Origin of the sequence: Anaerosacchariphilus polymeriproducens (assembly GCF_003363435.1) — a bacterium.
Lineage (GTDB): Bacteria > Bacillota > Clostridia > Lachnospirales > Lachnospiraceae > Anaerosacchariphilus > Anaerosacchariphilus polymeriproducens.
Map to the genome: position 1 here is coordinate 336,695 of NZ_QRCT01000050.1, position 14,353 is coordinate 351,047.

Sequence of the window (14,353 nt, forward strand, 5' to 3'; positions counted from 1 at the left end):
AACATGGATAAAACAGCGAAAGGATTAGTAAATTTTGTAGTAAATCAAGTGGGAACTCCATATGTATACGGAGCAAAGGGACAAGTAGTCACAGAGTCATTAATAAATTTATGGGCGAAAGAAAGTCCCAATGTGTATGATGCAGTTTACAAGGCGAAAGCTAGGAGATACATAGGAAAAGTTGCAAATGATTGCAGTGGGTTGATAAGCCGGTATACAGGAGTCTTAAGGGGAAGTTCTAACTTCTTCGATACCGCGCAGGAAAGGTTACCTATTAGTCAGATCAATGATTCGCATATAGGCTGGGCAGTTTGGAAGCGAGGACATATTGGAGTTTATATCGGTGATGGTATGGTAGTAGAAGCCAGGGGGATAGACTGGGGCACTATTAAAGTCAGCAGAACGTCTAATTCCTGGACTCATTTGTTGAAAGTGAAAGAGATTGATTATTCTTCTTGTGTAAAAACGGAAAGCTCAATCTATGAGCCGGGTAAATTTGCATTTGAAGTAGTGGACTATCAAAAATGGATTAATAAGCATTATGGCAAGTTAATTAAAAAGCATTTTGGTGCATTACTGGTAGAGGATAATATATATGGTCTAAAAACCAGAAATGCATCCTTGTGTATATGGAAGTTTCGAATGAATAATAAAGAGTTAGGTTATACATTCGACTTAAATAATACCTACTATGGTTCAATGTGTATCAAATATGGAAACGCTCAGATCGTTAAACTTGGAAAAAAGACAAGGGATGTCTATCTTGTGCAAGGCACTTTGAGAGTAAAAGGGTATTATACAAGTACGTTAGATGGTTACTGTGGAAACGTTACAGATAAGGCAATCAGAGAATTTCAGAGAGATAGTGGATTGACCGTAGATGGTGAATGCGGTGCTAATACGTGGGATAAATTATTTAATTCATAATTTGAAGGGGTGGAGAAATCCACCTCTTTTTTATTGCAATTTTTTACATAAACTTACTGGAAAGTATTGACAATATTATAATAACGGAACTAAACTTTAAAAGTAAAAAATAAATATGAAAGGAATTATAAATGTTTAATAAATTATTTGACGAAATATGGAAAAAATATAAACCTCTTTATATAATTATCTTTTTGCTTTTTAGTTGCTTCTGTGTGGTAAAGTTTTGTTATAATATTTCATCAGCTAGAGAAACTTTGTTTCGTACACTTTTAATATTGTTTTCTCATGGCTTTAGTATATTTTTCATTGTAGGTATAATATTGGCTATAAGATATCTTCTAAGGCTAGGGGATAAAAAGGCTCAGGAAGAAATAGAGCGTTATCATAAACCATTTAATTTAGAATCTATTGAAAAAAAGTATATTAGTGGTTTATTAACTGAGTGGCGTGGAAAGTTAGATGAAAAGTACGGAAAAATACTTGAAATACTTATAATTAATGAGTGTGATATGGATATTCGTTATATAAAAGGATACATTGCATTGTACGAAGGAGTTACAAAAATAAGTAAAATTGATTTTGAAATTAATAATTTAACAAAGTCGTATAAAGAAAGAATTTTTTATGAATTAATGGATGATAGAATATCTCTTTGGGATGGTTTTGATATTTATATTTCAGAAATTAAGTTTAATGAAGTGGAAGAAAAAGACATAAAAATTAAGGGAAATCGTAAAATAAGAACACATTTTTTTGTGTTAAATTTGGATAAATTTTATGATTTTAAGTTTTTAGGTATAAGAACTACACACAATCTAATCTGGATAAAGAAGAAGTTTAAAATGATAATAATAGACAGAATAAAATTTATATGCAGAAGAAGAGTGTTCCATATAGGACAAAAACCGCCTTTAAAGGAAGAACTTCTAAGATGTTTCAGAATTGCTATTTTTTTGCCTTTAATTATATTTATTGTATCAATACTTCCAATACTGGTTGTTTTTGATTTTGTTAAGTTATTTATAGAGTTATTTGAAATTTGGAAGAGTATTCTATAATAAATTGTAAGACATATTTTGTATTTTATTATAGAAAAATAAATCGCCTGCGTATTGTGTTTATTATACTTATTAAATATAATTATGCTTTTAAAATTATTGACATAATAAACCAGTATATGTAAAAATAGTAAGGTCAATAAAAAACGAGGGAAAATATTAATGAATACTATTATGAGTAAGGGGGAGTCATGCAGAGAGACTTAAAATTATATTTTGAAAAAACAGAGAAAATCGCTAATGATCTTAATGCTTATTTAAGAGCAGTTACCACGATGGAAACTGTATTAAAAAATGTGTGTAAGAAGTTGTCACATTGTGAAGGGAAATCGATTGATGCGATACTGGATACGAAAGAGGATTTAGAGAAAGATATTAAGAAATGTAAAAACGAGATAAAAGATCTTTATGATTTGTTCCAAGGTTACAACACCGATATGCAGAATATCATGGAACCTAAGGATAAAAGTAGTATGATGCGTGTTGACCGTAATGACATTGCATGGAATAAGTATCAGATTAGCCAACAAGTTGAAATCGTACATAATTTGAAAGTCTTAATCCAAGCAAATTCACAAGGTTATGCCTATGGTGTGAATGAACTAACAGGGAATGAAGATGATGAGGAAATCAAAAAGCAGCAAAGAAACGGAGCTAAAATCGATGAGATTTTCAATACTATAGTACCGAGTAGTTATGCTATATTAAAACAAAACATGGACGATATAGATAATTTTCATGAAACAAAGGTAATTCCTTTTGAAAATATGGATGATACTTATGCATCAAAAGCTGGAAAAATATTAAAGACATATGAAGGGAATTTAGAATGGTTTGTTAGAATTGCCGGGAAAGTCATAAAGGCAAGAGCTGATTTTGAAAATGGAGCAAGGAAGGCTCTTTGGGATATGTTAGAAGGTACGGTGAAACTGGGAGCAGGATTGCTTGTATTTGACGCATCGGTTCAAGTATTAGCAGTCTGCAAGTTGTTAGACATGGATCCGCCTAAGTGGGCATCTCACGTATATGAAAAGGGAATAGAATCAGCAAAAATGTTTGTCAGTTTAAAATGGATTCCTGCCTTAGGTCAGCAGATTATGGATTCTGTCGAGGAAGATGGGATATTTTATGCATCGGGTTATACAGTGGGTTCCTTAATAGGTGCCAAAGGATTGGATAAGCTGGGCAAAGCCGCTAAAGTTGCTGTACAAGGAACCAAAACAACGTCTATTCTAAAAACCGCCACCTGTGCAGATGACTTTTTGAATGCAGGAGTAAATACAATAGATGATTTATTAAATGCCGGAGTCAGATCTTTGGATGACTTAATAAATGCCGGAGTCAAATCGCTTGATGATTTGGTGAAAATCGGAATCAAATCTATCGATGATTTAGTTAAGTTGGGTGTGAAATCAGCAGATGAACTGGCAAAGTTGGGTATTACTTCCGTAGAGCAATTGAAGAAGATAGGTATTAATTCTATGGATGATTTAGCGAAGCTTGGAATTACATCAAAAGAGGAGTTGGCTAAGGTTGGTGTGAAGTCTGCAGATGATTTTGTTGAGAGTGGCACGAACACTCCGAAACCATATGCAAATAGTAGGCCAAGCTACGGCAAAGGTCAAGTTGATCAAGTTTGGGAGAATGCAAAAGACCCAGTTACAGGGAAAGTTTATGATCCTACTGGTAAGGAGATTACATGGGATAAATCAAAACCTAGAAAAGGACAATGGGATATGGGGCACATTCCTGGTGAAAAGTATTCTGATATGCATAAGTTGTATATGGATGGGATAATCAGCAAGGAGGAGTTCTTAAAATGGTATAGAGATCCTGCAAATTATCGACCTGAATTACCAAGTACGAATAGAAGTCATTTATATGAATAAGGAGATGATGTAGTGGATTTAATTAAAGCAGATTATAATACAGTTATTAAATTTGGAAATAAAGAAGATTTATTAAGTAAAATTGAGATGGAAAATAAAACTATTTCAGATATAATAAATATACCAGATAAAAATGGGGTAAGTTTATTAGAAAAAGCTCTAATAAGCAGAAAGTTCGAAATAGCTCAATTTTTATTAGATTGTGGTGCGGAAGTTAATATTGTCTCTATTGAAGGATGTAATGAATTTCACTATATAGCTGCTAATATTAATAGTGTTGGTGCAGTTGATGTAGCATATGAGCTTCTTGATAAAGGTGTTGATTTATCAAAAAAAGAAAAGAAGTTTGGAAATACAGCTTTGTTTACATTATGCCAAGAAGTATTAAAGCGTAGATCTACAGAAGGGATTAAATTTATATGTAAATGTTTGCAAAGTAAGCCTAATGTTGATGAAAATAATAAGCTTGGTTATAATGTAAGAAAAATACTTGAAGAAAGAGGCACTGATGAAATGAAGAATTTATTGGAGGAAATATGATAAAAGAAAGTATGGGAATGGGAGGTTCTGTTGTATCAAAGAACATCCTTGAGGGAAAAGGGAAACTAAAATGGTGCGTTAGAGAAGAGGCTGTAAATGAGGTTGATAATGGATGGAGATTTTTATCTGATATAGATACAGATGAATTTTTATCTGATTCTTCAAATATGGTTGTATGCGACTGGGGCACTATTATTGAAATTGAACCGGCAATTATTGAAATATTTAATATGCCAATTGGAACAGATATTATATTAGTTGAAGAGAATAATCAAAAGGCTTTTGTATATACTGAGACAGGTGAAAAAGTTAATTTTATTATATAGAGTATTATTGATAATAATGAAATGGGATTAAAAGGGACTTTGAGGTGTATAAATGGGGTTGGATAAAGAAGAAAAAATAGAACCTAAAAGAAATATTCTGGCAGTAATATATTTATTCTGCAAAAAGCATATTCCTGAAATGGTTGTGATTATTCCGGGGATTCTTACAATATTAACATATATTATAAAAGTATTTGAGTATTTTTGGTTGAAAGGATATTATGATTATTTTAATGTAGCGGATGAGTTTATGTTGACTTCTGTAGAGTTAAATATATATAGATTAATTATTGGTTTTACAGTGATTATAGTTTATTTGATATATACTATAATTGTAGTTGGTTCAAAAGGTAACTGGATTTTGAAAGGTGTTTATTTTATACTTATTCCGTTTATAATAAATTTTTATTTATTATCATATGGCTTGACTGAGTGGGGGGGTATTTTAATAAAAGTAAAAGCTTCGTTCTTATTAATATTTTTCCATTGGGTATTAATTTTTTGTCTTGGATATTGTTTGGATATTACGTTTCAAAGCAAGCTAACTATAAAAAATAGAAAGAAAATGTTAAAAGAAAAATCATCAAAATTTACTACATTTTGGAATATAAAAAAACTGATATTGATTTTTATAATTTTATGTTCGATTATAATTTGTATAAGTTATATTTATACTCAGCGAAATAATTATGCAAGAATTCAAAAGCAGTTTGATTATATTGAATTCAATGACGGCTCATATGCTATTCTTGGAACAGATGGAAAAAGATTTTTAATACAAAAATGTGAAATTAATAAAAAGAAAAGTACAATAATTTTAGATACAGATACATATAAGATTATCAATTGTCAAAATGTTTTAGTTAATAGAGCTATATTTAAAAAGGCTATACGTAAGTGTGACTTGTAGAAAGTGATATATGAGCTAATATTACATGAATAGAATATTATACCCCCTGTAATCCACGCAAGGGGGCTTTTTATTGTTGTAGATGTTGGTATTATTTATTTTGTAACTATTAAAATAGTAAATTAGCAATATTTGATAAATAGTAAGTTAAAATATATGTAACGTAGTAATATTGAGTCATATCTATTAAGAATTTCTTAAAATCAAAAAATAGCATTGAAAAAGGAACGTGTGTTTGGTATGATTTTTTTTATATTACAATAGAAAAGAGGAAATTTTAAATGAATAAAGAATTTGAAAATTATATCTTAAATAGGTGCGAAGCTGAATTGCTGAAAAATAACGAATATAAAAATATACAAAAAAAACTTGCTTATGCATCTAAGAATGCTGATATAAATGTATATATCGAATTATCTTTATATATGCAGATTATTATTATGAAAATATGTTATAAATTAGCTATAAAAGATACTTTTCATTTTGTATTAGATTAATTATACTTCTTTACCATTTCGACCTCCATACGGGGATTACAATAATCAGTTATTGGAGGTAGCGGAGGAATGCAAATATTATACCATACAATGGGATGTGGATTCTCTTGACTGGAAAGATTATGGGGCAGATGCTATTGTCAAAAAGGTATGTGAGCATAAGAACTTAAAAAATGGTTCGATCATTTTATTGCACAATGGGGCCACATATACACCAGATGCATTGGAAGATGTAATTGATACTTTAAAGGAAAAGGGCTATGATTTCGTTCCTATCTCAGAATTAATTATTAAAGATGATTACCATATTGATTTTACAGGCAAGCAGATACCAAATAAGAAACCCAAACCGGAAATAGATGAGGATAATAATGACAATGCAGTGTCAGATACGCAGGAAGATTTAGATTCAGATATTGATGAAGATGAGCAGGAAGATTCAGATTAAGGATTCTAAGGGAATGCTGTGACTGGAGTATAGACGATTTCCGTGAAATGAGTAAGATATGTATATGGGAGATGCCCAGATCCGACCGCAAGAATAGTTAAAAGTTATTACAATACTATATTTTATGTAAATTAATTGCCAGTGGAGGTTTTTTTATGAATTCCACTGGCTTTCCCTCTATTTATACAGATGTTTAATTAAGCACCCTAAAGGTTATTTTCTTCAGGATTCAAAAATAAAAGTTATTTATTTTATAAAAATCTACTAATAGTGCAAAGAATTATGATATGTGTTGGCTAAAAGATATAAAATAACCATTTTTGTTTTTTACCTTTTTTATTATTATATAGTAATATGAAAACAGAGAAAAAATCATCATCCATCGATAATTTTCAAATAGAGGTGAGCCACCAGTGCCAAAAGCACCAAGTCCAACTATTATGTAAAAAAATCATGTTAACGGTAGAGCCAGATTTTATTTAAGATTTTATTAATAATAGATTTTAATCATTTTAATTTTTTTCAAAAGCGGATTTGAAAGTATATTTACTAACGATGGTTAGGGAGTTACTTAAACAAAAAATCAAGTATTATTAATATATTTAAAATATTGACATAATAAACCAGTCTATGTAAAAATAGTAAGGTCAATAAAAAATGAGGGAATTTATGAATACTTTTTGAGTAAGGGGGAGTTATGCAAAGAGATTTAAAATTATATTTTGAAAAAACAGAGAAAATCGCAAATGATCTTAATGCTTATTTAAGAGCAGTTACCACGATGGAAACTGTATTAAAAAATGTGTGTAAGAAGTTGTCGCATTGTGAAGGGAAATCGATTGATGCGATACTGGATACGAAAGAGGATTTAGAGAAAGATATTAAGAAATGTAAAAATGAGATAAAAAATCTTTATGATTTGTTCCAAGGTTACAACACCGACATGCAGAACATCATGGAACCTAAGAATAGAAGCAGTATGATGCGTGTAGACCGTAATGACATTGCATGGAATAAGTTTCAGATTAGCCAACAAGTTGAAATTGTACAAAATTTGAAAGTCTTAGTCCAAGCAAATTCACAAGGTTATGCCTATGGTGTGAATGAACTGACAGGGAATGAAGATGATGAGGAAATCAAAAAGCAGCAAAGAAACGGAGCTAAAATAGACGAGATTTTCAATACTATAGTACTGAGTAGTTATACTATATTAAAACAAAACATGGACGATGTAGACAACTTCCATGAAAGCAAAGTTATTCCTTTTGAAAATATGGATGATACATATGCATCAAAAGCTGGAAAACTGTTTAAGACATATGAAGGGAACGTTGAATGGTTCAAAAGAATTGTCGGCACAGGCAAAAAGCATATTAATCAGATTGTAAGAGGCGTTGGAAAAGCTCTATGGGATATGGTAGAAGGACTGGGAAAAATGGCTGTCGGATTGATCGCATTTGCGGGGTCAGCTGTAGTTGTAGGAGCTTGTAAGCCTTTAGATATTTCACCGCCAAAATGGGCTTCCAATACCTTTCATGAAGGTGTGGAAACAACCAAAGTGTTCTTCAGTTTCCAATGGATTCCGGCGTTAGGTCAGCAGGCTATGGACTCGGTGGAAGAAGAAGGTATCTTTTTTGCAGTAAGTTATGTGATTGGTTCTTTAGCAGGAGCTAAAGGATTGGACAAGCTTGGGAAAGCTGCTAAAATCGCTGCGCAAGGAACCAAAACAGCGTCTATTCTAAAGACTGCCACCTGTGCAGATGACTTTCTGAATGCAGGAATAAATACAATAGATGATTTATTAAATGCCGGAGTCAGATCTGTGGATGACTTACTAAATGCCGGAGTTAAATCGCTTGATGATTTTGCGAAAATAGGAATCAAATCTATTGATGATTTAGTGAAGCTAGGTGTAACAGCAGATGATCTGGCAAAGATGGGGATTACATCCGTAGAACAATTGAAGAAGATAGGAATTACTTCTATGGAGGACTTAGCAAAACTTGGTATTACATCAAAAGAAGAGTTGGCTAAGGTTGGTGTTAATTCGGCGGATGATTTTACTGAGAGGTCGGCTAAGGTTAATAAATTTTTAGATAAAGGGAAAGAGTGGCTAAAAAAATGTAATATCGATGAGTTTGAAATAAAGAATAAACATTTAAAGAATTCTACGGCTAAAAGGGCAAGAAAATTTTCTGTAGCTACTCCTGAAGAAGCAAATAAAATAGTAAAAGATGCCTTAGAGAATGGAACGGTTAAGGATATTATTGATAATGGAGTAGGAAGTGCTGCTCAGCAATCTTATTCTGCAATAATTGATACAGGTAAAGTAATAGGAACAAAAGGAGAAACATATATAAAAATTGTTTATGATGAATTAAAAAATGTTTGGACAGTTTATCCTGTTCCAATCCCATAAAGGAGGGCTAATGTTTTGAGTAGTATAGAATTTAATGATGTACTAAAAAAATATAGTATTAATACAATAACTAAAATAAAAGATTTTTTAATTTCAGAAATTGCTAGTGATAATTTTGAAGAAACAATTAATTTTGTTAAATGTAGTGATGAGAAAAAGCAAAAGGATTTTGCAGATGAGCTTTATCAAGGGAATAAATATAAAGGGATTTTTTTAGAAGGAAATCAATATTTACTGGGATGTTTTGAAGATAAGGTTACTATTATTGATTTTATAGGAGAAGAATATGGAATGCAAGAAATTTATTCAAAAATGATATTACCCATTGATGATTTTATTTATATAATTTCTCATAAAAATGAAATGTTGCAACAAATTGATACTATAAATAAAAAAGATAGTTGAAGATGTTTTTACGAGAGTGTAATTAATTCTGTGTCTGGAATTCTGCCCGCCTCGATCTCAAGAAGGCTACCAGTGGAAGGCTTTTCGTATTAAATTCTTTGGACTTTTCTGTAGCATCTGATCCATACTTTCAAGTGAGCCCTTTATCATACATAAACCAAGTTTATGGAGCTGGGCAGTGATTCCGGTCAAACACTCTGCAAACTGCAGTAGATTCTTTATAAATTCGTCTTCAAGTTTTTCAAATTTGTTAATGCATTTTTCTTCAAAATATTTTATATTGTTAATCATAGAGAACTCCTATCCTTTGTTTGTATTAGTTTTGTCGCTTAATACTTTATCACAAAGTGGGGTTCTCTTGTCTTTTATTTTTCATTAATCCGAATAAAATTTTACGCTAACATAATTAAAGAACCTTTTACAGCAGTATATTTGAAGAAATAAGGTTATTATGGTAAAATGAGTTTGCTTTTAATTCGGGAGGTATATTATTTTGCAAGGAAAAAATCTAGCTAATATTTTAACATTTAGCAGAATCGTTTCTGCATGTTTACTATTATTTACGCCCCCATTATCAATTCTGTTCTACGTTATTTACACATACTGTGGTGTAACAGATTTGGTAGATGGATCTGTTGCCAGAAAGATGAATGCAGAGAGTAAGACAGGTGCTTTAATAGATAGCATTGCAGATCTTATATTTATAATAGTAGCAGGCATAAAAATTGCTCCAATATTAATTGATAAGATACCCGTTTGGGGTCAAATTGCAATTATTGGAATTGTGGTCATTAGAATTACTGCATATACTGTAGGCGCTATAAAATTTCGGCGGTTTGCGTCATTGCATATAATTTCAAATAAAGTAACTGGCGGAATTCTTTTTCTTATCCCTTATGGTATAATAGTGGTTAGAATTCCTATCGTTTGTGCAATCGTCTGTATTGTGGCTGCTGTTTCGGCGGTAGAGGAATTGGTTTGCGAAATTAGACTGGAGGATTATCGTCCGGATATAAAAACGGTCTTTGAAATTAAGAGTATGAGGTAACAAGTGAGATTGATATTATCACCACTTGTTTAATCGAAGGGAGAAATAATATTGAAAACACTAATAGTAGTTTGTAATTTTGATAAAAATAGTTTTAATCATGCAATAGCAAATGTAATAAAAGAAGAATATTTAAAGAAAGGGCATGAAGTCATATATCACGATCTTTATGAAGATAACTTTAGCCCTGTGTTAACAAAAGGCGAATATGAAGAAATGGAAATTAATAGTATTCAAGATTCTTATATTGTTAAGTGTTGTAAGGAACTTCAAGAAGCAGATATCATTGCAATAATTCATCCAAATTGGTGGGGACAACCACCTGCGCTCTTAAAGGGATGGATAGATAGAGTATTTAGAAGAGGTGTAGCATATAAATATAGTCCGGAAGGAAAATCAATAGGATTATTAAAAGCTGAAACAGCTTATATTATAAATACATCAAATACGCCAGAGGAAGTAGAAAAACAAATTTACGGTGATCCATTGGAAAATTTGTGGGATACTTGTATTTTCAAAATTTGTGGAGTTAAGAGTGTACATAGGATGCCTATAAGAGGCATTGTAAAGAGCGACAATTCGATTAGAGAAAAATGGTTGACAGACGTAAAGGAATTTATAAACTAATAATTTGGAAACCATTAAGGAGAGTATATGAATAAGATTAAAGAAAAATGGAAGAATGAGACAGAAGTTGGAAGAGCTATTATTGTTATTAATATAATTTTGGCATGTTTTATTATTATATTATCTTTGTTTGGTTTTCTCAAAATAATGCCAATTAAAAACACGAACAATATTACATTATTATTATTAAGCGTTATGAATTTATTAAATGGAATCAGGATTTATAAAGAGAATAAGATAATTGGAAATTTATGTTTTGTTGCAGCTGCTTTTGTTTTTACCATTAGTATTATAAATTTAATATTTTAACAACCTTGAAAGGACAGAATTATGTTAAGACCAGGTGACAAAGTCGGTATCGTATGTTGTTCCAATGGAATATTGGATGTTTACAGACCTATAATTGAAAATTTGATTGTATGTTTGAGAAAGATAGGATTAGAACCAATTTGCAGTGATTTTATTTTTCAAACGAATTCAGTTTTTAGTGGTACAGGAAAAGAACGTGCAGAAGCATTGATGAAGTTTTATAAAAAGAAAGAGATAAAAGCAATATTTGATATATCAGGGGGCGATTTAGCAAATGAATTACTCCATGATCTTGATTTTGAACAGATCAAAAATAATCCCAAACCTTTTTGGGGATATAGTGATTTGACCACGATAATCAATGCAATTTATGCAAAGACAGGACAGGTTTCATATTTATATCAGATTCGAAACCTGATTTCAGAATTTAGTTGGCAGATTAAAAATTTTTGTAAGCTGGTTTTTCAAGATAAGAAGGAGCTGCTTGAGTTTCAGTATCAATTTTTGCAAGGGAAACAAATGCAGGGTGTTGTTATTGGCGGAAATATCAGATGCTTTTTGAAATTGGCTGGAACGCCTTATATGCCTGAATTTAAAGATAAAATTTTATTTCTTGAGAGCCGAGGAGGAGAAGTGGCGCAGATGACTACATATCTGAACCAGTTAAAGCAGATGGGCGTCTTTCGTGAAATTCGAGGAATTTTATTAGGTACTTTTCTTACCATGGAAGAACAAAATTGCATTCCAACAATACAGGAGTTAGTGATGCAGACAGTAGAAAATGTGAATATTCCTATTGCTAAGACGGAAGAAATCGGGCATAGGAAGGATTCCAAGTGTTTAATTATTGGAAAAGAGATACATTTAGGAAATTCTTCTGTTTAAGAAAACATTAAGATTCCATTATGACTCATTTTAAAAACTCCAATTATAGTGAATATATCACTATAAGGAGGATGAAAATGACTAAAACAAAGATTATAAGTTTTTGTGTTATTATTTTTATAATGTTATTCCTAGTTAATAGGAATGAGTTAACAGTATTGGCACAAGGAAAAAAAGTAGTAAATGAAAAAGAAATGGAAACTGCTTTGGATTCTTTTTTTGAAAAAGAAATGAAAAAAAACAATATTCCTGGGGCTGCCGTAGTGGTGGTTAAGGATGGTAAAGAGTTCATAAAGAAGTCTTATGGATTCGCAGATGTGGATACTAAATTGGACTTTGATAAGGATATCACTACATTTCGGATTGCATCGATTACAAAAGTATTTACTTCTACAGCTTTAATGAAACTTGTGGAGGAGGGCAAGGTAAGACTTGATTCAGACATACGTTCTTATCTGCCGGAATTAAAGATTAAGAACCCATATGATAAACCGATTACAGTAGAAAATTTATTAACACATACTTCAGGGATTGATAGTAGCTCATTAAAGGAATTATCCTATAAAAAACAGGATATGCCTTGTGGATATCTGTTAAATGAGATGAATCAAAAGCATTTGACAGTGATAAGCGAACCAGGAAGTCATATTGAATACTGCAGCTATGGTGTTGTATTACAAGGTTGCATTATCGAGGCAGTTAGTGGGATGAGCTGTAAAGATTATATTGCAAAGAACTTGTTAGAACCAATTAAAATGAAAGATACAATTATGAGCATGGAAGATGAGAAGTTATCGACAGGATATAATTGTATAAACAATAAATTGAAAAGGAGTACATTGGAAGGATGTTTCAAACTTTATCCAGAAGGAGGTTTGATTTCCTCTTTGACTGATATGGGGCATTTTATCCAGACATATCTTAATGATGGGAATTATGGTGGCCAGCAGATACTGGATAAAGGTACGGTAGAGAATATTCTCAGAACACATGCAGAATATGATGAAATATTGCCGGGCATGTGTTATGGATTCAGTGAATATCAAGAACAAGGAGTTCGTTTAGTTGGTCATGGAGGTTATGCACCAGATGGATTTCTTTCTCAATTGGATTTGTATCCGGATGAGAATATTGGTACTTTCATAGTTGTCAATCAAGGAAGTAATAATAATATTACAGAGGAATTCCGGACATTTTTTGTCTCCTACTTAAACATGAAGTCGTCAAAACAGAAGATTAATGAGGCGAAAGGAGAAACCGATTCTTATCAAGTGGCTGGGACCTATCGTTTAAGTGATTATTCTAAGACGACCTTATGTAAAGGTGACGCTTTTGGTGGTGTCGGAGAAGTTAATATAAAAAAACTGAAGAGCGGAAAAATCCTAATATCCGGTAGAGATGAGTTTACGGGTAAAGCTTGTAAGTTTATAGCAAAGAAACAGGAACCATTAAAATATAAGATAAAAGATAGTGATAAATATGTAGTATTTCATACGCAGGGAAGCAAAGTGATTAATATGGCAATGTCCGATAGTAGTTGGCATGGGTATTATGAAAAGCTTTCATGGTATGAGACCAGTGGAGTTCAGATGCCTGCCTTTTTAGCAGGATTACTGATGTATAGCTTCTGTATTCTGGTTTTTGTGCTCAGAGTAAGTAAGTGCTTTGTGTTCAAGTGTTTAGGAAAAGAGAGAAAAATTACAGAAAAATGGAATAAAATCAGATATATACTAATAACTTTGATTTCATTTATGTATGCAGGCTTTTATATTTACAGTATGTTCCGATGGGGAACAAGATTACGCTATAGTATACCTCTTGATGTGAAATTAAATTTAATGATGCCAATCATCGGTACAGTAGGTGTGATTATATTTGGTATTTGCGTAATTTATGAGTGGGTTAAAAGAAAGGGAAGAATAAAAATCAGATTGTTTGATTTAACGTTTTTAATGATATCTATTATTTTTATATTTCTTTTTAACTATTGGAATCTTCTCGGTTTTCGCTATTGAATGAGTATATTGCCCGAGATATAAAAGGATGATATACTAAATATGAG

The 14,353-nt window shown here is 31.6% G+C and carries 16 protein-coding genes; 15 read left to right on the top strand and 1 reads right to left on the bottom strand.

Annotation, left to right across the window (positions count from 1 at the left end; all coding sequences use genetic code 11):
* Positions 1-3: 3 nt before the first annotated feature.
* The 10 genes from DWV06_RS18715 to DWV06_RS17030 all read left to right on the top strand — a co-directional run bounded on the left by DWV06_RS18715 (position 4) and on the right by DWV06_RS17030 (position 9,422).
* The gene (locus DWV06_RS18715) at positions 4-927 is read left to right on the top strand and encodes a peptidoglycan-binding domain-containing protein (RefSeq protein ID WP_205027778.1); all 924 of its coding nucleotides are present in this window, start codon (positions 4-6) and stop codon (positions 925-927) included.
* Between the two features lie 323 nt (positions 928-1,250).
* Positions 1,251-1,988: a hypothetical protein gene (locus DWV06_RS16990; RefSeq protein WP_147289878.1), complete on the top strand. Its 738-nt coding sequence runs from the start codon at positions 1,251-1,253 to the stop codon at positions 1,986-1,988.
* Between the two features lie 191 nt (positions 1,989-2,179).
* Positions 2,180-3,877, top strand: coding sequence for an HNH/ENDO VII family nuclease (locus DWV06_RS18720; protein ID WP_205027779.1), 1,698 nt, complete (start codon positions 2,180-2,182; stop codon positions 3,875-3,877).
* Positions 3,878-3,889: 12 nt separating this feature from the next.
* Positions 3,890-4,417 (top strand): ankyrin repeat domain-containing protein, encoded by a 528-nt coding sequence (locus tag DWV06_RS17000; RefSeq protein ID WP_115483402.1) that lies wholly within the window; start codon positions 3,890-3,892, stop codon positions 4,415-4,417.
* Complete coding sequence (locus DWV06_RS17005) at positions 4,414-4,743, top strand: immunity protein Imm33 domain-containing protein (protein ID WP_205027780.1); 330 nt, start codon at positions 4,414-4,416, stop codon at positions 4,741-4,743. The genes DWV06_RS17000 and DWV06_RS17005 overlap by 4 nt, the downstream gene beginning before the upstream one ends.
* A 52-nt stretch (positions 4,744-4,795) precedes the next feature.
* Complete coding sequence (locus DWV06_RS17010; RefSeq protein ID WP_115483403.1) at positions 4,796-5,653, top strand: hypothetical protein; 858 nt, start codon at positions 4,796-4,798, stop codon at positions 5,651-5,653.
* A gap of 281 nt (positions 5,654-5,934) precedes the next feature.
* Complete coding sequence (locus tag DWV06_RS17015; protein WP_115483404.1) at positions 5,935-6,150, top strand: hypothetical protein; 216 nt, start codon at positions 5,935-5,937, stop codon at positions 6,148-6,150.
* A 52-nt stretch (positions 6,151-6,202) separates the two neighbouring features.
* The gene (locus DWV06_RS17020) at positions 6,203-6,598 is read left to right on the top strand and encodes a polysaccharide deacetylase family protein (protein ID WP_147289879.1); all 396 of its coding nucleotides are present in this window, start codon (positions 6,203-6,205) and stop codon (positions 6,596-6,598) included.
* Between the two features lie 697 nt (positions 6,599-7,295).
* A complete protein-coding gene (locus DWV06_RS17025) occupies positions 7,296-9,017 on the top strand; it encodes a hypothetical protein (RefSeq protein WP_115483406.1) in 1,722 nt (573 codons plus the stop codon).
* Positions 9,018-9,032: 15 nt separating this feature from the next.
* On the top strand, positions 9,033-9,422 hold the full coding sequence (locus tag DWV06_RS17030) for a hypothetical protein (protein WP_115483407.1): 390 nt from the start codon (positions 9,033-9,035) through the stop codon (positions 9,420-9,422).
* Between the two features lie 66 nt (positions 9,423-9,488).
* Here DWV06_RS17030 and DWV06_RS17035 read toward each other — a convergent pair whose 3' ends face one another.
* Positions 9,489-9,713, bottom strand: coding sequence for a hypothetical protein (locus DWV06_RS17035; RefSeq protein WP_115483408.1), 225 nt, complete (start codon positions 9,711-9,713; stop codon positions 9,489-9,491).
* A gap of 202 nt (positions 9,714-9,915) precedes the next feature.
* Here DWV06_RS17035 and DWV06_RS17040 point away from each other — a divergent pair, with 202 nt between their 5' ends.
* From DWV06_RS17040 to DWV06_RS17060, 5 genes are all read left to right on the top strand, one after another.
* Positions 9,916-10,470: a CDP-alcohol phosphatidyltransferase family protein gene (locus DWV06_RS17040; RefSeq protein ID WP_162300668.1), complete on the top strand. Its 555-nt coding sequence runs from the start codon at positions 9,916-9,918 to the stop codon at positions 10,468-10,470.
* A 51-nt stretch (positions 10,471-10,521) separates the two neighbouring features.
* Entirely contained in the window at positions 10,522-11,097 is a 576-nt protein-coding gene (locus DWV06_RS17045; protein ID WP_162300669.1) for an NAD(P)H-dependent oxidoreductase, read from the top strand.
* A 27-nt stretch (positions 11,098-11,124) separates the two neighbouring features.
* Positions 11,125-11,406, top strand: coding sequence for a DUF3953 domain-containing protein (locus DWV06_RS17050; protein ID WP_115483411.1), 282 nt, complete (start codon positions 11,125-11,127; stop codon positions 11,404-11,406).
* 21 nt (positions 11,407-11,427) lie between these two features.
* Entirely contained in the window at positions 11,428-12,291 is an 864-nt protein-coding gene (locus tag DWV06_RS17055) for a S66 family peptidase (RefSeq protein WP_115483412.1), read from the top strand.
* Positions 12,292-12,368: 77 nt separating this feature from the next.
* Positions 12,369-14,306 (top strand): serine hydrolase domain-containing protein, encoded by a 1,938-nt coding sequence (locus DWV06_RS17060; RefSeq protein WP_162300670.1) that lies wholly within the window; start codon positions 12,369-12,371, stop codon positions 14,304-14,306.
* Positions 14,307-14,353 lie beyond the last annotated feature (47 nt).

What these genes read in the sequence shown, in the direction of transcription:
- DWV06_RS18720 (WP_205027779.1), top strand. Translation starts at nt 2,180, where the DNA reads ATGCAGAGAGACTTAAAATTATATTTTGAAAAAACAGAGAAAATCGCT.
- DWV06_RS18715 (WP_205027778.1), top strand. Translation starts at nt 4, where the DNA reads ATGGATAAAACAGCGAAAGGATTAGTAAATTTTGTAGTAAATCAAGTG.
- DWV06_RS17055 (WP_115483412.1), top strand. Translation starts at nt 11,428, where the DNA reads ATGTTAAGACCAGGTGACAAAGTCGGTATCGTATGTTGTTCCAATGGA.
- DWV06_RS17015 (WP_115483404.1), top strand. Translation starts at nt 5,935, where the DNA reads ATGAATAAAGAATTTGAAAATTATATCTTAAATAGGTGCGAAGCTGAA.
- DWV06_RS17005 (WP_205027780.1), top strand. Translation starts at nt 4,414, where the DNA reads ATGATAAAAGAAAGTATGGGAATGGGAGGTTCTGTTGTATCAAAGAAC.
- DWV06_RS17025 (WP_115483406.1), top strand. Translation starts at nt 7,296, where the DNA reads ATGCAAAGAGATTTAAAATTATATTTTGAAAAAACAGAGAAAATCGCA.
- DWV06_RS17060 (WP_162300670.1), top strand. Translation starts at nt 12,369, where the DNA reads ATGACTAAAACAAAGATTATAAGTTTTTGTGTTATTATTTTTATAATG.
- DWV06_RS17010 (WP_115483403.1), top strand. Translation starts at nt 4,796, where the DNA reads ATGGGGTTGGATAAAGAAGAAAAAATAGAACCTAAAAGAAATATTCTG.
- DWV06_RS17050 (WP_115483411.1), top strand. Translation starts at nt 11,125, where the DNA reads ATGAATAAGATTAAAGAAAAATGGAAGAATGAGACAGAAGTTGGAAGA.
- DWV06_RS17035 (WP_115483408.1), bottom strand. Translation starts at nt 9,713, where the DNA reads ATGATTAACAATATAAAATATTTTGAAGAAAAATGCATTAACAAATTT.